The organism is Streptococcus oralis (assembly GCF_001075675.1).
Classification (GTDB): domain Bacteria; phylum Bacillota; class Bacilli; order Lactobacillales; family Streptococcaceae; genus Streptococcus; species Streptococcus oralis_V.
Genome location: NZ_JUNW01000027.1, coordinates 74,123 through 94,146 on the forward strand (window position 1 = coordinate 74,123; position 20,024 = coordinate 94,146).

Annotated in this window: 19 protein-coding genes; 12 read left to right on the forward strand and 7 right to left on the reverse strand. The window is 38.2% G+C overall.

The genetic code is table 11. The annotated features are described in order from the left end of the window. Positions 1 to 46 precede the first annotated feature (46 nt). From ADM50_RS03820 to ADM50_RS03855, 7 genes are all read right to left on the reverse strand, one after another. Positions 47 to 1,264 carry a site-specific integrase gene (locus tag ADM50_RS03820; protein ID WP_049484583.1) on the reverse strand — a complete coding sequence of 406 codons (1,218 nt, stop codon included), beginning with the start codon at positions 1,262 to 1,264 and terminating at the stop codon, positions 47 to 49. 66 nt (positions 1,265 to 1,330) lie between these two features. Beyond that, on the reverse strand, positions 1,331 to 1,594 hold the full coding sequence (locus ADM50_RS03825) for a helix-turn-helix domain-containing protein (protein ID WP_049484584.1): 264 nt from the start codon (positions 1,592 to 1,594) through the stop codon (positions 1,331 to 1,333). Between the two features lie 46 nt (positions 1,595 to 1,640). Beyond that, the gene (locus ADM50_RS03830; protein ID WP_049484585.1) at positions 1,641 to 2,270 is read right to left on the reverse strand and encodes a replication protein; all 630 of its coding nucleotides are present in this window, start codon (positions 2,268 to 2,270) and stop codon (positions 1,641 to 1,643) included. Between the two features lie 330 nt (positions 2,271 to 2,600). After that, positions 2,601 to 3,323, reverse strand: a complete 723-nt coding sequence (locus ADM50_RS03840; protein ID WP_049484587.1) for a P-loop NTPase family protein — start codon at positions 3,321 to 3,323, stop codon at positions 2,601 to 2,603. A 1-nt stretch (position 3,324) separates the two neighbouring features. Next, complete coding sequence (locus ADM50_RS03845; protein WP_049484588.1) at positions 3,325 to 3,864, reverse strand: hypothetical protein; 540 nt, start codon at positions 3,862 to 3,864, stop codon at positions 3,325 to 3,327. Between the two features lie 14 nt (positions 3,865 to 3,878). Then, positions 3,879 to 4,271: a hypothetical protein gene (locus ADM50_RS03850; protein ID WP_049484589.1), complete on the reverse strand. Its 393-nt coding sequence runs from the start codon at positions 4,269 to 4,271 to the stop codon at positions 3,879 to 3,881. A gap of 726 nt (positions 4,272 to 4,997) precedes the next feature. Next, positions 4,998 to 5,333 (reverse strand): helix-turn-helix domain-containing protein, encoded by a 336-nt coding sequence (locus ADM50_RS03855; protein WP_020900063.1) that lies wholly within the window; start codon positions 5,331 to 5,333, stop codon positions 4,998 to 5,000. Positions 5,334 to 5,487: 154 nt separating this feature from the next. Between ADM50_RS03855 and ADM50_RS03860 the strand changes: the two genes are divergently transcribed. The 12 genes from ADM50_RS03860 to essC form a co-directional block, all read left to right on the forward strand. Next, on the forward strand, positions 5,488 to 8,124 hold the full coding sequence (locus tag ADM50_RS03860; protein ID WP_049484590.1) for an SEC10/PgrA surface exclusion domain-containing protein: 2,637 nt from the start codon (positions 5,488 to 5,490) through the stop codon (positions 8,122 to 8,124). A 575-nt stretch (positions 8,125 to 8,699) separates the two neighbouring features. Continuing rightward, a complete protein-coding gene (locus ADM50_RS03865; protein ID WP_049484591.1) occupies positions 8,700 to 9,092 on the forward strand; it encodes a hypothetical protein in 393 nt (130 codons plus the stop codon). Positions 9,093 to 9,232: 140 nt separating this feature from the next. Continuing rightward, positions 9,233 to 9,655: a hypothetical protein gene (locus tag ADM50_RS03870; RefSeq protein WP_049484592.1), complete on the forward strand. Its 423-nt coding sequence runs from the start codon at positions 9,233 to 9,235 to the stop codon at positions 9,653 to 9,655. Further along, positions 9,648 to 11,336 carry a cutinase family protein gene (locus ADM50_RS03875; RefSeq protein WP_049484593.1) on the forward strand — a complete coding sequence of 563 codons (1,689 nt, stop codon included), beginning with the start codon at positions 9,648 to 9,650 and terminating at the stop codon, positions 11,334 to 11,336. The genes ADM50_RS03870 and ADM50_RS03875 overlap by 8 nt, the downstream gene beginning before the upstream one ends. Then, entirely contained in the window at positions 11,317 to 11,631 is a 315-nt protein-coding gene (locus ADM50_RS03880; RefSeq protein ID WP_049484594.1) for a hypothetical protein, read from the forward strand. The genes ADM50_RS03875 and ADM50_RS03880 overlap by 20 nt, the downstream gene beginning before the upstream one ends. Before the next feature lie 13 nt (positions 11,632 to 11,644). Further along, positions 11,645 to 11,953, forward strand: coding sequence for a hypothetical protein (locus ADM50_RS03885; protein WP_049484595.1), 309 nt, complete (start codon positions 11,645 to 11,647; stop codon positions 11,951 to 11,953). 229 nt (positions 11,954 to 12,182) lie between these two features. Continuing rightward, positions 12,183 to 12,467, forward strand: a complete 285-nt coding sequence (locus ADM50_RS03890; protein ID WP_001173991.1) for a WXG100 family type VII secretion target — start codon at positions 12,183 to 12,185, stop codon at positions 12,465 to 12,467. Between the two features lie 71 nt (positions 12,468 to 12,538). Continuing rightward, a complete protein-coding gene (esaA, locus tag ADM50_RS03895; RefSeq protein WP_049484596.1) occupies positions 12,539 to 15,568 on the forward strand; it encodes a type VII secretion protein EsaA in 3,030 nt (1,009 codons plus the stop codon). A gap of 11 nt (positions 15,569 to 15,579) precedes the next feature. Next, on the forward strand, positions 15,580 to 16,044 hold the full coding sequence (essA, locus tag ADM50_RS03900; RefSeq protein WP_000720507.1) for a type VII secretion protein EssA: 465 nt from the start codon (positions 15,580 to 15,582) through the stop codon (positions 16,042 to 16,044). A 65-nt stretch (positions 16,045 to 16,109) separates the two neighbouring features. Then, positions 16,110 to 16,349 (forward strand): EsaB/YukD family protein, encoded by a 240-nt coding sequence (locus ADM50_RS03905; RefSeq protein ID WP_000434883.1) that lies wholly within the window; start codon positions 16,110 to 16,112, stop codon positions 16,347 to 16,349. Next, entirely contained in the window at positions 16,350 to 17,621 is a 1,272-nt protein-coding gene (gene essB, locus ADM50_RS03910; protein ID WP_049484597.1) for a type VII secretion protein EssB, read from the forward strand. It begins immediately after the preceding gene. A 21-nt stretch (positions 17,622 to 17,642) separates the two neighbouring features. Continuing rightward, positions 17,643 to 20,024 (forward strand): type VII secretion protein EssC (essC, locus tag ADM50_RS03915; RefSeq protein WP_049484598.1); only part of this gene is annotated, 2,382 nt, incomplete at its 3' end.

A 20,024-nucleotide genomic window follows, 5' to 3' on the forward strand; every position in this document is an offset into this window, starting at 1 on the left:
TGTGTTTTTTTGAAAAGTTCACCTCAAAGTTTACCTTATTTTTACCTTATTGTTTTAGAGACTTTAAGGCAAATTCACCGACTGCCATAGGAACTACATTAGAAGTATTGACATAAATCTGTGTTGTACCTGTGTCGCTATGTGTTAGAGCTTCAGAAATAGCTTCTAAGCTCATTCCTGCTTGTTTAGCAAGTGTTGCTCCTGTATGTCGCAGTTTATGAGGTGTAGCATGTGTCAGCTCTTTATGTCGCTTTCTAATACTTTTCATTTTGTTGTTTAGATAGTCAGCATGTAAAGGCTTATTGATGTTTCCTTTTGTGTCGATATATGTAAAAATAAATTGTTCTGGATTACTGATGATGCCAAATTTTGCCAGTTCATATTTTTGTTGTTCTTTCCAAGAGGTAAGGAGTTGAAGTAAGTCATTAGAAATAGAGAAAATAGTTTTCTTATTTCCCTTAGTAGATTTCACTTGTCCATATCTATCTAAAGCTTGAATTAGCTGAACCTGTGATTTTGAAAAATCGATATGTTTCCATTGAAGAGCATAGGTTTCAGATTTTCTATCGCCTAAGAAAAAAGTGAGATAAAATAGGACATAATCTTTAAGGGTTATTTTATCATTCTCTAAATCTTCTTGAAATGCTGAGAACCACTCTTGGAGTTGCTCATGAGTTAAATATAAATCTTCATCACGTTTTGATTCTGCAAGTTGAATTTTTTTAACAGCCTTAATTCGTCTTAAAGTTTTTGCAACTCTATTTGCTTCAATATATTCAAGTTCTTCTGCCCAATCAAAAATAGAAATAACGTAACTTCGTAAAGTTTTGAAGTTGGCATATTCGTTGGCTTTTGCCGTCATCAAATTTAGAATAACCTGTTTATTTTGGTTTAAAAATTGAATCGTATAGTTGCCAAGAAGTGGTAGTATATGCTTTTCAAAACATGTTTTGGTATTAGCAATTGTTGACCTGCTTGGTGGCTTAGAAGTTGATGTAGTTTGTCCTGCTTTATAGGATTCCCACCAAATATTATTATAGAAGTCTGAGAAAAGAATATCTTCTTTTCCTAGTCCCGAAAACGCATTGTCTTCAATTTGGTTTAACTTCGTGAGTAAGTCTATCTCTGCTTGTCGTGCCTCCTTTCTTGTTTTGAATCGTTTATCGTAGTAGTTGTTGCTGACGATTCCAAGTGGCATTCGAGCTTCTATTGGAATGTAGATTTTTAAACGATAAGTACCATTTTTTGTTTTAGTGATAGTCATGATATTCTCCTTGTGTATCGAACCAGAAAATATCATGACTATTATAAAACAAAAATATAGATATTTCTAGTTTTGTGAGTAAAGCCATGAATTAATGGCTTCTTTATTAAATCGTATAGTCTTGCCTATTTTTATTGTAGGCAGTCCTTTCTTGATCCAACTATCTAGAGTATTGTTTGAGATGCCTAGATAGTGACAAGCCTGCTGTTTGTTTAAAAATGGGCTTTCAAGGTTACAATGGTGCAGTTTCTTTTCAATTTCTTTTGTGATAAGTTCAGCAAGTAGGAGCTGAATTTGTTTAACTTGTTCATCTGGTAGAATTACTTGCATAAGTTATTTCTCCCTATTGTGCTATAATTGAAGTATCAGTTGATTTTTAATCATCTGTATTTGCCTCATCAGTATTGCTCACCAAAGTATCTTCTGAGGAGGTTTTTTTGTTGTTTTGGGGATTATAACGTCTAGAATCTAAAAATTTTGTAAAAAAGTAGGTTCGTTCAATTATTAATCCCAGTAGTGAAATATCTTTATTTCTAGCGTAGTGAACTAAGTCTTCGAACTCGGTAAAATCGTTATCGGTGATTACATCGATAACAGTTTCTAGAAATAAATTTGAATTTTGCTCTATCAAGAACTTATCAAGTTCGAATCCGCAACCTGATTCAATATCTTCTATATTGTATAAAGTTTTTTCAGGGTTTTCTGCATGTATGAAATAATCGTACATACCTTTTGGTGACATGACAACTTCAACGTGGGAAGGTGTATTGAGTTTCTCAGTAAGAAGCTCTGATACTTGGGAATAACTTTTTAGCGATTCAAAAAATAAGACTCCGTGCTTGTGCGATTTTTTAAATTCCCCAGTTTCCCTGTTAATGTCCTTATCATGCCAAGGGCTAAGAACAAATGGAATGTGTAACTCTTCGAGAATTTCTAAATAATTTTCTGGGGCACTTTCCTTATAGAATAGGAATGCCCATTTATTTGAACGTTTTTCTTTAGCCATTTTGTTTTCTTTCTATGATTATTGATTATTGATTTATTGGGGGTCGTAGTAACCCCAATAAATCTTCTCTTGGGGCTTTGCCCCAAACCCCAGCCTCTCCTGCCCGATGGAACCCTATCGAACCGAGAACGCTTGCCAATTCAACAAGGGACGGGGTAGTATTTTTTGGCGCTTCACTCCCTGCCTTCGGCATCGTTGCGCTTAAAAAATCTCCACCCCTCAAGCCCTTGCGAATAGGCATTTTTCTGCTGGTAATGTCGTGCCGACACTAAACCGATGAAATCCCTAGGTAGGTCAGTGTCGCATCAAACAAGTGTAGCAGAAAAAGCGCTAGCTATATCTTGAAAATAGCTCTTGCATCCGCTGGTTTAACCGTTCTTCGTCTCTTACTTGGATCGTACGAAACATTTTAACAGGTTCCCCTTCTAGTTGAAAATATCCATACCCTCTAGGTTTTATTACAACTTCATCTTTTTCCATATCAGGAAAAAGGAGTTGTCTATTGTTGGTAGACATGAGAAAACTAGTAGACAATGAAATTATACAGTTGAAGTTATAGCGCCCTGGAAGGTCAGACATCAAGAAACGCTGACTAGACAAAATAATTCGTAAACCTAAACTTCTACCCATGCTATTCATCATCAACATTTTTGATAAAATATCTTTATGTTTCTTTTTATCAGTCTGTTCTAGGTAAGCTAGGAAAGCTTGCCACTCATCAAAAATTAGGTAAAGATTATGCGAGTTTTGTTCTTGCTTATCAAGTCTAGCTTCAAAACGTTTGTAGACTGTTTCAAAAAGTTCTAAACAGTTAAAACCTCTTGCGACATGGTCACTAGTCATTGGAAACATTTCTTCATCTGCTTTAAAGTCCATGAAATAAGCTTCAGCATCTGTATCATAAAATGAAATGAGACCGATAATTCTTCTTAAAAACGTACTCTTCCCCGAGGCTGATGGGCCTGCGATTATTAAAGCGAAATATCGGTTTATGTCAATGTTGAAAGGGGAAGGGTGTCCCCTACTGTTGACCTCGAAAACGTTTTTAATCATGCTAGAAGTCCTCTTCTCTTTGATTTTTTTGCATTAGCATCATGTCATTAGTTGACACTAAACGAACCTTGACTGCAAGAAAGGGCTCACGCTTAGAGCGACTTACAACGCAATCTATAGAATCGTTTGACATAGTTTTTACAACTTGTCTTACTTTTGTTTCAAAGTTTCCAAGGGCTTCATCAGAGATTTCTTTGTCAATATGAACAAAGTAAATACCTTGTTCCGTAACTTCGACACCTTGTGTGTAACTTAGTGAAGAGATTGGTAGTTCTGTTACACCGACTTCTGTTAACCAGTTATAGAAGCTATCAAATAAAGGATTAATAGCAGTTTGACTTCTTTGTTTGTATCGATGCCAAGCTAGAGAGAAAATTTCTCCATCTGTCACAAGCCACAGGAACAACAAAGAACCTAATATAAATGGAACTATCCATAGAAGAAACTTAAGAAGTAGTGCTATTAAAACAAGGGTAATTGAGGCTATGAAAATCTGATAGTACCACTCTAATTCCATGATTTTTCTTAAGAAATTTTTCATAAGCCACCTCTTTTCTATTTGAGTGCAATATCAGTAAGCTCAGCTACAAGAGCGATGCCGACTGGCTGTTTCAACTTGTCAAGAACAAATGACAAGTCATACTGGTTAAGTACGATGTCAGCGTTGACTAAACTATCCAAGTTCTCGTTTGAGTAGTTCTTCAATTTGACTTTGAAGGTTGGACAGTAAGCCTCTTGAGAAATGCTAGAGAACTGTTCATAGAGTTCGACATCTACGCATGTAAGAGATGCCCATGAACGGTGATTTTCTTGACCTTCATTGATGATTCCGCTATTTGTATCAACTACTCTGATTTCTGAGGGGATATCAACAGAAGTTGATAAAGCATTTAAAAATGCTCTTGCGCTTTCGTAGTTGCCTACGATTAATTTTTTCTCTTTTGACATATAAATTTCTCCTTGTCTTTGCGTGGTCAGACTTTTTAGAATGCTGACAAGTAATTTTAATCTTTGATGATAACAAGTTATCAAATGTTATCAATTTAACTCAAATAGTACATTTTTCATCACCCCGATCTTTTAATTTCACTTACTATATCGCAAGGGGATTCCTTCAGCTACGTCATTTTAATATTAAAAATTGAATTATCTCAAAAATACGCCATTGTATAAATATTATAGTACAGGTAGTCAAAAACTTACGCCAGTGGATATATATTATAGCATGATGTTGTTCTAAATTTTCGTCAGACTCTTCTTATTTTGCTCAGGTATTTAGACCTCTTCGCTGGGATACCTATTTTGTAGGGGATTTTGGTTATTCATTTTCGGTAGGTGAAAAGAATTTATGCTAGGGTCTTAGAAATTTTTAACCATAGCAAAGAATATTCGGTTTTTATTTACAGGAGAATAAAATAAAACCAAGTCAATTTTTCGTGACTTGGTTTATGTTTCTATTTCGTCAATAAGCTGTATCATGAGCTTGAGAACTCGTTCTTGTTTACTAGGTGTTAGTTCCTTAATTTTATATATTAGCTGATTTATTAAGGGATTGCTTTCGGTTACGGATATATCGAAAAAAGTTTCTATATCTGTATCAAGTGCATCCATAATTTGAGGGACTAAAAACTAAATTAGCAAATTTTAAAAAAGCCAAGTTCAAAAATACTTGGCTTAATTTATTTGTTTTAATATATCTCGGAGAGCTTTTATAGTAGGTTCTCTTTTTTCTGTTGGTAGGTTTCTAATATCTTCAATGAGTTGTGAAAATTCTCTGCTTTGATTTTGATTTTCGATATTAAAAAAAGTATTCATATCAACTTCAAGCGCTTGTATGATTTTTTCAATGGTCTCAAGCTTAACGTTTAACTGTTTATTCTCTAATCTATAGATATAGTTGAATCCCAGATCAGCCTTTTCTGCTAGATATTCTTGTGTCATCCCGCTTTTCAGTCTTAGAAGTCTGATTTGTTTTGCAACAAATTCTCTTAAATTTATTTTTTCAGTCATGATAGTACCTCATAACTATCATACAAGTTTATCTCATTGAATAAATCGTTATCAAAAGACTGATTTTTTTGCAATAATAATATTTAAAAGACTGTAAAATGTGGTATAATATTATTCATAAAACAGTCTTTTAAGACATAAAGGAGTTTATACGATGGAATCAAACACTCAAGGTCACGGAACCATCAAGAAATTGCGCACAGGCGCAGTTGTTTCTACTTTAGCACTTACTGCCTTTGGGGTATCTACTACGGTATCGGCTAGTGAGACTGAAGTAGCCGTTAATGAGCCAGCAACTAGAGTAGTTGCTCAGGACGAGGTAGTCCCTAAAGTTCCGAGTCAATCAGATGTAGATAAGGCTAAAGCTGAATCAGATAAAGCTAGTCAGGATGTAGCTAAGCAAAAAGAAGTTGTTTCAGCTACAGAAACTAAGATTTCTAATACTGAAAAGACTATCGCTGAAACTACTAAGAAAGTAGAAGAAGCTAATTCTGTTACACCTAAAAAGGTGGCTGAGGCTAAGGCTGACGCTGACAAGAAAGCTAACGAGCTTGCGACTGCTGAGAAGACTGTAGCTGATGCTGATAAGTCTGTATCTGCAACTGCTGAAAAGGTTGAAGACCAAACTAAGGTAGTATCTAATGCTGAAAAGACTGCTACAGATGCATCTAACAAGGTAGCTGAGGCTCAGAATAAGGTAGATTCTCTTTCATCTACTACTGATATTCGTGTACTCGAAAAGAATGCTTACACCTCTACTGTACAAGTTAGGGTTTCTGAACGAAAGGTAGATGAAGCTCAGAAAAAACTTGACGACGGTAAAAAAGCTGTTGCAGACAAAGAACAGGCTATAAAAGACACCCAAGACAAGATTTCTTCTGCAGAAAAAGTGCTTAAACAAGCTACTACAGACCTTAACGATGCTAAAGCTAACCAATCTCAAAAAGAAGAAGCAGTTAAAGCAGCCAAATCCGATCTTGACCGTGCTAAAGAAGGGTTGTCTGACCAAGGTGGTAAATATACCATCAACGTAAGCCAGGAGTATGTAAATCTTCTTAAACAGTACATTTCTAACCCAAGCAAAGAGCTTTCCGACCAACTAAAAGCGCTCGCTTTCAAAGAGTACGAAAAATTTGGTAAAATTACTTTCGATGGTGGGGAAGTTTATCGTTACGACTTGAACTACCCTCAAGCGTCTAAGAAAGACCTTAACACAAAGGTAGATATCAACAATCTTGATTACGAAACTCGTAAAGAGCTTTCTTTGTTCGCAGCAGACCTTATCAACCAACTTCGTAAACAATTCGGTACAGACCCTGTTAAGGTTACAGAAGATGCAATTCGTATTGCTAACGAAGTGGCTCGTACCTCTAAAGAAGAGTATGGTCACGACTTCGATGCTCTTAGCAAGGTAGGAGAAAAAGACAACGGTTTGCTTTTGGGTGAGCTTGCAGGTTTCAGTGACGACGAAACAACTACTGTTGCAGACCTTAAACGTCGTATCTATGACGATATCTTGTCTATGTTGTTCGACGATTCTCATGCTAAGTGGGGACACGCAAACTCACTTAGTGGGGTACTTCCAGCAAGCCCTAATGTTGGGTACATGCAGTACACTGGTCTTGGTTTCCGTTCTAACAAGCGCTTTACTTCTGTAATCCACTACATCAAGATTTCAGATAACTTACTTTCAAACAATTCAAAATTTGATAAGACGAAAGTAGTTACTGCCCCAAGTCAACAAGAACAGCTTGCAAAATTGCAGGAAAAGGTAGACTTGGCTGAGAAGTCTTACGTCAATGCCTATGCAGAACTCAAAGACGCTGAAAATGGGGTATATCTTGCTAAGACTAAGTATGGTAAAGCTGACGATGAACTTTACTTTGCTCGCAAACACTTGTCCGATATCCAATTGAACAAGATTGACCTCCCAGCTCTCGAAAAGGCTCTTGAAGACGCCAAAACTCAGTTGGCTGAAGACAAGCAAGCTCTAAAAATTGCCAAAGAAGTTCTTGAACTAGCTAAAACAAACGCTATTGACAAGGCTAAGGCTCTTGCTGATGCTAAAAAGGCTCTTGAAACAGCTAAATCTGAAAAAGCAACAGCAGACAAGGCTCTTGAAACTGCCAAAGGTGAATTGGAAGTTCTTACTAAGGCTCATGATGTAGCAGTCTTGGCTCGTAAGTCAGCTGGTGAAGACCTTGCTCGCAAACGTGAAGCATCTAAAGAAGCTACTGACACTTATACAGTTCTTAATCTCGCTCTTACTAAGCGTGATGAAGTCCTTAAGACTTTGGACAAAGAGCTTACTGATGCTAAATCTAAGCTTGGCGTACTCCGTGCTGAGTTGGAAACTGCTAAGGAAGAGTTGGCTCGCCTAGAGGGTATCGCAGAAGCTAAGGCTCGTGGGTATGAGAACTTCAAGCAACTCAAAGCTGACCATGACGCATACCTTGCAAAACAACAACGCTTGCAGGCTTTGAAAGATAAAGAAGATGCAATCCGTAAAGCAGGTGGTCAACCTAAAGAAATTACCGACGCAACTGGTAAAGTAGTTGACATTGTAGATGCGAAGGCACAAAACAAACCAGTAGTTGCGACGGTAGGAACTAAAGACGATAAAACATATCAAGCTCCTGCACAAGCTACAAATGCACAAGCTACAAATGCAAAAGAAGAACCTAAGAAACAACTTCCAAATACAGGAACGAAGGATTCAGGACTTTTAGCATTGCTTGGAGCAAGTGTTGGACTATTTGCTTTAGCAGGAAAACGAAAATATAATAGATAAAAAGAAAGAGAGCGGTGGCTCTCTTTTCTATGGTGTTGTTCTAATATGTATAAATTTTATATAAGGGAAACTTTTGATATTCTGGTTCGATTTTTACTTATTTTTTATGAAAGTTTACCTTATTTTAATGAAACTGATTGAAATTAGTTGAAATTTTATTTTTTGAAAACATATGAAAACGTTGATTTTAAAGCACTTTGAAATTAGATGAAATAAGTGGTGCCCCAACCAGGTCTTAAGAAAGCTCGTAAAGCTAGCCAGTTCTCAAAACGTTAAGAACCAGCTACAATACAGCATTTACAACACTTCATGGTTCACACCATGGGGTGTTTTTTGATGATTTTTAGCACAATTCACACTATTGTTTCTTTGCATCCAACTCAAATTCTTCTGGTCAAATTATTAACAAATCTTCAAGATGAGGGATTGGTGAAATAGGCTGTTTGAGGCTTTTATGCTATACTAGTTTTAATGACAATTTTCTATTTCTAAAGCAACAATAGATCCGTAATTTGTTTTTAATTAAGGAGTTTTGGATTGTAAGAGGGAGATGATATATCTGAAGGAGCATCATTATGAAAAAACGTACCTTGCTTTGGCTAGTTTTGTCCATTGTGGTCTTTGGAGGTGGCGCATGGTTAGCACAAGAAACAAATCTATTTCTAAGCCCACGAGCCAAGCAGTTGGCTTATCTAAAGGAGCATGAAGAGGATATTAAGGAGTTTGTAAAATCTTTAAATCCTAGAGTCGAATCGGTTCAAATAGATTGGAAACAGACACAATGGGATAAGATAGGAAATGGTACACCTCAAGGAGGAGGAGGCGATATTGTTCAGGTTTATGGAGGATTTAATAATATATCAAACTCAAGCTGGAGTGTGATTATTAAGATTACAGATGGAAAAATTTTAATTAATTCTATTGGAATTGGTAGTCCGTTGCGTATTGGGGGTAAACTTCTTGACTAATAGCAACTTAAAAAATTTTGATAATTTTTACTCAAATTTAACACCATTCATTCCCTATTGACTTACAATACTTGCTAAAAGTATTTTTTTTTACATTCATGATATAATATACTTAGATTCCGCTATATAGGAGGAAAAAGATGAAAAGACGTACTTTGGTTTGGCTAGTTATAGCCCTTGTAGTATTTGGAGGAGGCGCATGGATGGCACAGGAAACAAATCTATTTGGAGGAATAACTCTGAGCCCACGGGCTAAGCAGTTGGCTTATCTGAAGGAGCATGAAGAGGAAATGGCGAACTTCGTTAAATCTTGGAATTCAAAAGTTGAGAGTGTCCAATTTGATTGGGATAGTATGGAAGTTGGTCAGGTAGGAAATGGAACTCCTCAAGGCGGAGGTTATATGATGACAGTGAACGGTAGAATCAATAATAATAAGGATACTAAATTTACATTAGGTTTTCCACTAAAACGTAATGTAAATGAAATCCCTGAGAAACTTGTTATTATGCAAATGCAACCAATAAGAATTTTGAAAGGAAACTTATGGGATCTTTATGAGTAACAGTAATTTAAAAACCTTTGATAATTTTTATGCAGATTTAGCACAAGCTGCCTACACTTTTCGCCCAAGTAATTTTCCTCCTCAAAATAGTTCAACGAACGTACAAACATTTGATTTCTCAAATGATGGATATATTTTGGATGAGGATGGTAATGTAAAAGAAATCACCCCTGGAGGTAAACATCTTCCCCATAATGGTAGAGTCTACTTGCAGCCGGATCCTGATTTGCGAGATACTTATAAAGTCACATCGATACCAGTTCCTGATGCGAATGGGATGAGGCAGGATATTCATCACAAACGTTATCAAAAAGGATTGTTAACTGATGATGAAGCTGGTTTCAGTGCCTACTACTTAACGGATACGCCAACCTTGACTAATGATACCAAGAAAACCTATATGACTATCCGCGGCAGTGATGCCATCAGTAAAGAAAATTGGAACGACTGGATTGACAACGACGCTAAGTTCGCTCTCAATCATATCCATACACCGCAAGCCAAGTTAGCGACAGTAGGAATGAAAACGAAAATCGCAGAGATGCGCGAAAAGGCTCCAAATGCGACGATGGACATCACAGGTCACTCCTTAGGGACCATTGTCTCTGCGCAAGGGGTAGCGGGCCTTACTGATCAAGAACTGGAGAAAATCGGCAAAGTCGTTCTCTTTGACGGTCCAGACACGACAAAGAGCTTAAAGAAAATGGGGCTCAGTGATGAGAAAATCAAAAAGATTAGCGAAAAAATCGAGTACTATGTCAATCCTTTTGATGTCGTGGGTATGCTCAACCGTGAGCACACCATTACCAAATTACCTGGGGACTCCGATGAACCACTTAAGAAACCCGTCGGTAAAGTCAATGTCCTTGTCCCCTTGCATTATACCCAGATTACTGATCCGGAAAGTTCCCATGACTTTGGTGTTTTCCAATCGGATGGAAAGGGAAATTTATTGACTGCGTCTGAGGATTTTCACCCAGAATTGCTCAGGGCAGGTGAAAAGCTAGCTCGACTGATAGCGACAACGTTGGATTCCCTCCGGGCTTTAGGAGTCGATGAAAATGTAGCCTCAAATGTTTTAAATGCCATTATGAGGGGTGAGTTTAAAATAAAGGCAGCTATTGGTTATGCTGTTTACGAGAATTTTACAACTGAATATAGTAAAATTGTCGAAGAAGCTCGTCAGGAATCTATAAAATGGGATAGAGAAGCTATTCCTCGTTATCAGGAACAACTGAGAAATGGCAATCTTACAGGAGAAAAGAGAATTTTGGTCCGAGCTCAGTTGCTTCAGACAGCAGCCCAGTTGGCAAATTTTGACATGGAAGACAAAGTTAAATCTGTGAAAACCTTACTTTCAGATGCTAAGGAAGATATTCAAAACATGATAAAAGAAACAAGACAGACAGCCTTTGACATGGTTGGATATTTGTCAAGTTCAGAAGTTACAAATCTACTTTCTGGTTTTGACACAACAAGCTTTTGGGATGAAGGCGTTGCAAGTGACACGAAGACAGCAGCAACATCCTTCCTGACACAAATCGAGCAACTAGGGGAGAGCTTGGTTAAAGCTAGTGGTTCCTTTGAAACCATAGATACAAATAGTGCTGAAGATTTTAACAATCTATTGGCGGATGTAAAACAAACATGGAGGGGAAAAAATGTTAGTCCTAACGGATGAGGATACTTTAATTACAAGAGAGCAACTCGACAGAGGCTTCAAAGAAAGAATGAAGGAACAAGAACGCCAAGCAGTCAGGGCCTTGGTAACTGCAAAAGAACTGTCAATCCTTGCTAAAGGAGTGGAGTTAGCTAAAAAGTTGCAAGAAGCAGCCTCAGATATGCAAGAGTTCGCCTCTAAGACTTATGTAAACAATATTAAGGGTGGATTTGAGGGCAAGGCCGCTGATGCTGCCGAAACTTACTTGACCCAGACCATGCAAACCCCTACTTTACAAAGTCCGATCAAAAACTAGGAGAAAACTCGTCATGGATAAAAAGGAACTTCAGAAACTAGAGGATGAGCATAATCGTAAATTACGAGACTTAGAGCGTTTAGAGATGGATTTGGATGATAATTTCCGCAAGTTTAGTAGGGAGACGGATCATCTCCTAGAGGCGCTTTCCTATGCATGCAGAGACAGTAGTTTTGCTGAAATTCAACCATATATCTTTGAGATAGAGAACAATTTAGATAACTATCATCAACTTTACAAGAGTCGTATAGAGAATGTGTTGGAAGCTCGTCATCAAGAGAATAAAAACTTTCATAGAAAGTTAGAAGAAAAGAACGTTTGACAAATATACCTTATAAAAGAAGGATGATATGAATTTGTTATAGTTTGTTATTATAGATAAAAAAGAAGTAATTATACAAGAAAAGTAGATAATTTAATCCTTCTTACTAGTTTTTAGATGGAAATAGCTCTTATTTTTTTATAAATAGAATAAAAAATGAATTTTAAACTTGCAATTGAGACAAATTATTGATATAATGAGGGCATAAATTAATATAAAGGAGTTTCACATGGCTTTAATTCAATTAACAACAGAAGAATTGCGCACCTCTGCTCAAAAGTACACTCAAGGTTCTGAGGAAGTAAGACAAGTACTTCGTACATTGACTCAAGAGCAAAATACTATCCGAGACAACTGGAAAGGTGCTGCTTTTGAGAGCTTTGATCGCCAATTCACAGAATTGTCTCCAAAAATTGAGGAGTTTGCAACTTTGCTTGATGAAATCAATGCACAGTTGAACAAGGTTGCTGAAATTGTTGAACAAAACGACCAAGATCTTGCATCACAAATTTAATTTGTTATATAAGTGGCTTTAGGAGGGCGAGAGCCTTCCTATTTTTTATGACGGAGAAAATTTAAAGTAATATGAGGAAGAATAGAATTTTTAAATATATAGGAAGTAGTCTGCTGGCATTAGGGCTGCTTGCATTGATTATTTTTTTGAATATATCTGTTCAAAAAAATACAACGATTAGCAATGAAAATAATGCAAAGGCTAATCAGCAGACAAAATTAAATGTGGCTATTGTAAATGAAGATAAGCCTGTCTATGTTGATACAAAAGAGTATAACCTAGGTGCTAGTTATGTAAAAAATATCGAGCGTGATAATTCACAAAACTGGTCTGTTGTCCCTCGTGGAGCTGCAGATACTGGATTAGAAAGTGGGAAATACCAGCTCGTTTTAACAATTCCTAGTGACTTTTCTGAAAAAATACTCGATATTAACAGCATTAATGTTGATAAGACAACTATTAATTATAAGGTGAATGCGCAAGGAAATTTGCAAGTAGAAAATGATGCAAATAAACTAGCGAAAGACATTGTTGCTGATTTGAATGGTCAGTTAGTCGATATGTATATGGCTAGTATTTTGAACAACCTTTATACAGCACAAAAGAATGTTCAAGCTAGCTCACAGATACAAGCGACCAATATCGGAAACTATCGTACGAATTTATATAATACAGCTATCAACTCTAAAAATCTTTTCCCAACTCTCTATAGTATGTCTAGTTCTTCTGTTGACGCCAACAGTGCTTTAAAGACAGGTTTGGATAGTTATTCTCAGATTTTTGGTCGTTATGACGTTTCACAGATTGCCTATGGTAAAAAGCTTGACACTCTGCTTCAGGATAGGGTCACTGAGAAGAAAAATCATGCGGATGTTATCACTGGGCTCATTTCTCAGAGTCGGGAAGACGTTAAGGGACAAATTGAAACCTATAAGGAATTAATTAAAGCTCAAGGTAGTCTGACTTCTAATATAGATGGAACAGCAGCATCTTCTGATGGTACGTCATCTGAAGTTAGACCTTCCTATAAAACAGTCGCAGAAAGCATCGGCAAAAAGATTGAGAGTTTAAAGAACAATCTAACAGATGAAAGAACCAAGTTTGAAAATCATAAAAAGGATATTCATAACTTTATTGATGAGAAATTAGCTGCTTACTATGGAACAAGTGAGAAGAGTAACATCACTCTTAAGCAATTTTTGGATAAAGCTGCAAACAAGGACCTAGAGAAGGCTGTAGAATCTCTCAAAGAGCAGTTGGCTTCTGCAATCTCAGAATTACCAAAAGAAGACTTTAGTGGAAAAGAATTTAGTGGTTTTGGTATGACACCAATCACAATTCCTTCTGTAAACTATACTGAATTAAAAACAATCAAAGAGCCTAGTGACGAAATCAATTCGACTGATTTGAAGAATTTGGAAGATCTGGCAATCACGAGTACGAGTGCTGTTGGACGAACAGGAACAAAGGCTAAGGTATCATGGAAAGCTGAATCAGGAGTGACAGTTCACTCAGTCACTTATGATGGTACACCAGTTGAGTTTGGTCAAGAAATTGATTTGAAGACGGGTGGGACTTTTAAAGTAGCCTATAGTGTTGCAGAGACAACCTCAACTACAACTACAGGTTCAACCGGGACTCCAAGTCCAGCTCCAAAAACGGAGCCAAAGACTGTTGATATTTCCTTGAATGATGTTCAAGCAGTCAGTGCTCCGATAGATATCTTAGCCGTTCAGCAAGCAGCGGTTTCTTACGGACAAAAGGTTCAGAAAATAGCTTCTGACTACCAAAAGGTGGAAGCACTCAGACAAGCATACAATGCTGTCAAAGAGTTACGAAATAGTGATGTAACAGATGCTTTGTCAAATATTTGGCTTGAAGCTATTAGTTCAAATCTGAAGAAATATGAAGACAGCTTAACTACACCTGCTAGCGATAAAGAAACTGATGGTGTCAAAGGGAAAGTAGATAAAGCCTTATCAGAATTGACTACTCTCAAGCCTGTTTTAGAAAAAAATGTGCAGGATGTTTTGACTACCAACCAAGAATTGGATACAAAAATCAAGAAACAGTTAGAGTTGTACGAGCAGTTGGAAGGAAAGCTAAAGGATTTGGTTGAGAAGCAAGGGGGGAGCAATTCTGCTTTTGAAGAGACTGATAAACAATTGGCCACCCTAAATTCGGATTATGCAGCTCTCTTGTCAGAAACTACGGGTGTGAAGGAGTCTTCTCAAAGCAATGTCAAGGCGGCTGAGTCTGTTAATGAGACTTTAGGTAAGTTTAATCGTGAATTGTCAAATGCTCAAACAAGTACTGAAAAGTTGTCGCAGGATGCTGACTCCTTGATGACGCAGTTTAACGAAGAATTGACTAACAATGGAAACTTTGTAGAATCCTTTGTGAAGGTTCTGAATAATGCCTATCAAAATGGGGTGCCAAACGAAGTATTGTTGAACTTCTTATCCAATCCTGTTACCCAAAATTCTACTTCAGTAAAAGCGACTGTCAATGTTTACCGTCCATTTACATGGATTTTACTATTGGAGATTGTTAGCCTCTTTACAGCCTATCTGTTTGCAACTCAAAACGTTATTCGCAAAGTCAAAGATAAGTTCAAACTTGATAAGTTACATGATACAGACTTGATGACGGTAACCATCCTATCTGCTTTAAGTCTCGTTGTCGGATTGGTAGTTGGTGTTGTATCAAGTGTTCGGCTACAGGTTGGCCGTGAATATCAACCATCTTGGGTTCTATTAATTGTTTTAGCCGCATTTGTACTGATTCAAGGACAATATCTATTGCTTAAACATTTCCGAGTGATTGGTATGGGACTCTCCTTCTTTATGATGATTAGCTTTGTCTACCTATCAAATGCTATTGGGACAACAGCAAGTCTAACTGGTTTCCCAGCATTTATCAAAAATCTCAATGCGTTATCGATATTAGAAGGTTTGCTCTCAGGATACTTTGATGGACATCCAGCGGCAATTATCGCTTTTGTTGCAACGATTGTTATCATAGCAGTTTTACTTGTTATAAATGTTTTTATCAGAGAAAGTAGTTTGTGGTTTCAAGCAAGCCAAGCTGAGAAAGAATAGAAATTAGAAATATGAAGAAAATCATTCTTTTCCTTCTTACCTTAGTAACATGTGCAGCAGTCTCTGGGGCTGCTGCAGATGATTTGAAGGATAACAGTCTGCAGATTGATGATTCCCGACTTGAAAAGAAAGAGGGATTGAAATTTGGTCTACAGTCTGAACAAATCAAGGAGCTTTTTAATGAAGCGACTCAAAAGAGGTTGCAGGACATGCAACAGCATCAAGAGGAACAGTTGATCACAGAAAGGGGCCAACTGTTTTCTGCTATACAGAGACCAGTGAAAAAATCTTCTGAAGAACAGTTGTTTCAGCCCAATGCTCAAAAAACAATCAAGTTCCAAACAAATATAGGCCATGTAGAAAAAGGTGGTCTGAATGACTTTCTTCCGGAGATATTCTATGTGGTGTTGATTTTCTTGCTTTTTGGAGCAACGGCAGTAATGAGTTATCGTGTGATGGTAGAAGGGATGGACTAATTTTACAACTAGTCTGTCTAAATAACTTAGAAAAGGATAAACCAGACATAGGAGGCGTGTAAAAGGTGGAGCAACATATCAATATTACCCTACGTTTGAGAGAAAGAGATGTGGATATTCGCATTCCACGGCGAATTGAAGTGCGCCGGCTGGTGCGAGAAGTGGATACGATTTTTAATCCAGGTATCAAGCGAAAAAAATATCAATTAAGAATTGTCAATAAAGGTTTGTTGATTGATGAAGGGAAACATCTGTCTGATTATCCTATGACGACAGGAGATTTAGTAGAAATTGAGGAGATATAGGTGGCTGAAGAAAAATTTGAATTTGGTGGACAGTCGTTTGTCTATGAAAAAAATGAAACAAACTGGGAATTAAAACTCAAACGTTCAGATGTTGCGAGTCAAGATTTACGGGAACTCTTACTATTGGATTTGCATCATCCATTCTTTTTGGAGCAATCGATGGTGTCTGATGAGGATAGTGTCACCTTCTCCTATCAAGTCGAAGCTCATGGACTGACTTATGAGGAAATAAAGGAACGTACCATTTCGGAAAGAATCCGTTTGGCCCTAAACGTTTTTAGTCTAGAGGGCGCTTTGGAGTTACCTGTGACTTTCCTTTTGCACCCAGTAAATCTCTTTATTACCAAGGATGCTCAGGCTAAGATTGCTTATCGTGGAATTCCTGGTCTGATGGTTCCTCAATCCATATCCTCAGAAGATTTTTTACGCCAGGCTAAATGTTTTACAGTAACACTATTTAGCGATTTGGATTTCATGGATCTTTATAATGGTTCCTTGGAATTAGAGACCTTTCCAGATTTCTTAAATGATCTATGTCAGGCAGATGATATAGAGGCTGCAGTAGCTGTTTTGGAGAAGTACTACACGGAGAAGGCTGCGAAAGAACGAGCAGATTTGGTCTTGGTTCCAAGTAGACGCCATCGTGTCTTTAAACTGGCAACGATTTGGTTAACAGCCAGCGTTGTCTTGCTAATTGTTCCACTGATCTATCTGATTTTTGTGCAAAATCCTTTCAAAGAAAAGATGTTGCAGGCAGATACTGCCTTTATTAAAGTGGATTATAGTGGTGTTATTACAGAATTAGAGAGAATTGATCCAGCTAGCTTACCGAATACGCAAAAGTATGAGTTGGCTTACTCTTATATTCAGGGGTTGGAATTTTCTTCTGAACAAAAGAAAGTCATCTTGAACAACGTAACACTCAAGTCAGATGAGCTTTATTTGACTTACTGGATCCAGGTTGGGCGCAATCGTTTTGAAGAGGCTCTTGATATTGCGAAACGGATTAACGACAGTGACTTGATTCTCTATGCTTTGACTCAGGAAATCAAGCAGGTTCGAGAAGATGGCAACTTGTCAGGGAAAGACCGTGAAAGTAAGTTGAATACTTTGGAAAGCGAGTATAAGAAATACTGGGACAGTCGAAGTGAGCTACTAACGAGTGAATCAAGCTCCAATGCTTCTACAACTCCTAATCCGCAAGACAAGGCTTCTGAAAGCAAACCGTCATCTGAGAAGAAACCTGTTCCAAGTAGCTCCTCTAGCAATTAAAGTAGACCAAGGAGAGAAATTATGAAAAAACAAATCATTTTCTACAGCCAAGGTCTGCGTTATGAAGTAGAACTGGGTGCAGATAAGACGGTCTTGATCGGGGCGACTGAAAAGGCCCAAGTCTACCTTTCTCAACAGGAAAGATCGATTCAGCTTAAGGTCGATGGTGACGAGGTCTTTTATCAGTATGACGATGAAGCAGGACTCTTGAAAGATGGTCTGCGTTTGGGTGAGGTCGTCTTTTATCTCCGAGAAGGGGAGCCAAGGGTTTATGACCTTTTGGATTTATCAGAGTTTCAGATTGGCTCTCAAAGAGGTGCGTTGATCACACTAGATGGAGATGTTGAACTCTTACTCCAAAAATCCCAAAATCAATGGAAGCTAACTCGACTAAAAGGCGCATTTTATCGAAATAATCATCTGGAACAAATGGACCAGCAATTGATTGGTTTTGGAGATGAGTTGAGTCTAGGGGCGGTGACGATCAAGTTCTATCCAGATGAAGTATGGGTTCAGGGTCCTGCCCAAGTTGGGCCGCAACTGACTCTGAGAGAACCATCTCGATATGGTTTTTATGAAGATTATCCAGATTATCATCGTTCTCCACGGATCATCTATCGTGGCAGCGAGGATAAAATCTTGATCAATCCCCCAGGCCAGGAACCGGTTAAACCGAGCGATGAACTGTTAAAGCTGATCGTTCCTCCTCTGATGATGGTCGGAGTAACCGTCTTAATCACCTTAATTCAACCTCGAGGGATCTATATTCTTGCGACAGTAGGGATGTCCATAACCACAATGATTTTTTCTATCCGTGGTTTCATCAAAAATCGTAAAAAGTACAAGGCTGATAAGAAGGAACGGGTCGATCTCTATCGTCTTTACCTGAAAGATAAGGTCAAGGAATTGACTCGTCTGGAACGAGAACAAAAAGAAGGGATGCACTATCATTTTCCAACGATTTTAGAGTTGACGGACTTGGTTGAGAGTTACAATCACCGGATTTATGAAAAGACTCCCTTGCATTTTGACTTTTTATACTATCGTTTGGGACTTGGGAAAATGCCGACTAGCTATGACTTGAAATACGGTCAACAGGAGCGTAGCGGTAAGAAGGATGCTCTAGAAGAAGAGGGTTACGCTCTCTATAGTCGTCACAAAAAGATCCCAGATATGCCAATCCCGGCAAACCTCAGCCATGGACCAGTGGGTTATATTGGACCTAGAAATCTCGTTCTAGAACAACTGCAGCTTTTGGTGATGCAGCTAGCGACTTTCCATTCTTATCATGATGTGCAGTTTATTACGATCCTGCCTGAAGAGGAAAAAGAGCAATGGTCTTGGATGCGTTGGCTTCCTCATGCTAAACTGCAAGAACTCAATGTCCGCGGTTTTGTCTACAATCAACGAACACGGGACCAAGTTCTGAATAGTTTGAACCAGATCTTGAAACTACGCCGTAGTCAAAAGGAAGAAGCATCCCACAAGGAGAGCACCCTCTTCCATCCCCATTACGTGGTTTTAGTGACCGATGAAAAGTTGATTTTGGATCATATCATCATGGAGTTCTTTACCGAAGATCCAACGGAATTAGGCTGTTCTCTCATCTTTGTAGAGGATGTCATGAGTTCCTTGTCTGAGAACATCCAGACAGTGATCAATATCAAGGACCGTAATACAGGCCAACTGGTCATGGAAGAAGGAGTTTTGAAAGAGACGGACTTCCGTTTGGATCATTTCCCAGCAGATTATGACAAGGAGCGGATCGCCCGTACCTTGGCTCCGCTCAATCACCTCCAAAATCTTAAGAGTTCGATCCCAGATTCTGTGACCTTTATGGAAATGTATGGGGCGGAGACCTTTGAGGATTTGCAGGTATCGAGCCGTTGGAAAAAGAACGCACCTTACAAGAGTTTGGCTGTGCCAATTGGTCTGCGTGGTCAGGATGACCTGGTTCAGCTCAATCTGCATGAAAAAGCCCATGGACCTCATGGTTTGATCGCAGGGACGACTGGATCAGGGAAGTCAGAAACCATCCAATCCTATATCCTATCCCTCGCTGTTAACTTCCACCCTCATGATGTGGCTTTCTTGCTGATCGACTATAAGGGTGGTGGGATGGCCAATCTCTTTAAAAACCTACCCCATCTCTTGGGGACGATTACCAACTTGGATGGTGCCCAATCTATGCGGGCTCTGGCTTCGATCAATGCGGAGATCCATCGTCGTGAACGACTCTTTGGAGAGTTTGAAGTCAACCATATCAATCAATACCAGAAGAAATTTAAAAACGGAGAAGCGACAGAACCGCTCCCTCATCTCTTTCTCATCTCAGATGAGTTTGCAGAGCTCAAGGTCAACCAGCCAGACTTTATCAAGGAGCTGGTATCCATCGCTCGGGTC

Coding starts and splice junctions, on each gene's coding strand:
- ADM50_RS03880 (WP_049484594.1), top strand. CDS start 11,317: ATGTTAGTCCTAACGGATGAGGATACTTTAATTACAAGAGAGCAACTC.
- ADM50_RS03860 (WP_049484590.1), top strand. CDS start 5,488: ATGGAATCAAACACTCAAGGTCACGGAACCATCAAGAAATTGCGCACA.
- essA (WP_000720507.1), top strand. CDS start 15,580: ATGAAGAAAATCATTCTTTTCCTTCTTACCTTAGTAACATGTGCAGCA.
- ADM50_RS03890 (WP_001173991.1), top strand. CDS start 12,183: ATGGCTTTAATTCAATTAACAACAGAAGAATTGCGCACCTCTGCTCAA.
- ADM50_RS03845 (WP_049484588.1), bottom strand. CDS start 3,864: ATGAAAAATTTCTTAAGAAAAATCATGGAATTAGAGTGGTACTATCAG.
- ADM50_RS03825 (WP_049484584.1), bottom strand. CDS start 1,594: ATGCAAGTAATTCTACCAGATGAACAAGTTAAACAAATTCAGCTCCTA.
- ADM50_RS03820 (WP_049484583.1), bottom strand. CDS start 1,264: ATGACTATCACTAAAACAAAAAATGGTACTTATCGTTTAAAAATCTAC.
- ADM50_RS03885 (WP_049484595.1), top strand. CDS start 11,645: ATGGATAAAAAGGAACTTCAGAAACTAGAGGATGAGCATAATCGTAAA.
- ADM50_RS03840 (WP_049484587.1), bottom strand. CDS start 3,323: ATGATTAAAAACGTTTTCGAGGTCAACAGTAGGGGACACCCTTCCCCT.
- ADM50_RS03870 (WP_049484592.1), top strand. CDS start 9,233: ATGAAAAGACGTACTTTGGTTTGGCTAGTTATAGCCCTTGTAGTATTT.
- esaA (WP_049484596.1), top strand. CDS start 12,539: ATGAGGAAGAATAGAATTTTTAAATATATAGGAAGTAGTCTGCTGGCA.
- ADM50_RS03875 (WP_049484593.1), top strand. CDS start 9,648: ATGAGTAACAGTAATTTAAAAACCTTTGATAATTTTTATGCAGATTTA.
- ADM50_RS03830 (WP_049484585.1), bottom strand. CDS start 2,270: ATGGCTAAAGAAAAACGTTCAAATAAATGGGCATTCCTATTCTATAAG.
- ADM50_RS03865 (WP_049484591.1), top strand. CDS start 8,700: ATGAAAAAACGTACCTTGCTTTGGCTAGTTTTGTCCATTGTGGTCTTT.
- ADM50_RS03855 (WP_020900063.1), bottom strand. CDS start 5,333: ATGACTGAAAAAATAAATTTAAGAGAATTTGTTGCAAAACAAATCAGA.
- ADM50_RS03850 (WP_049484589.1), bottom strand. CDS start 4,271: ATGTCAAAAGAGAAAAAATTAATCGTAGGCAACTACGAAAGCGCAAGA.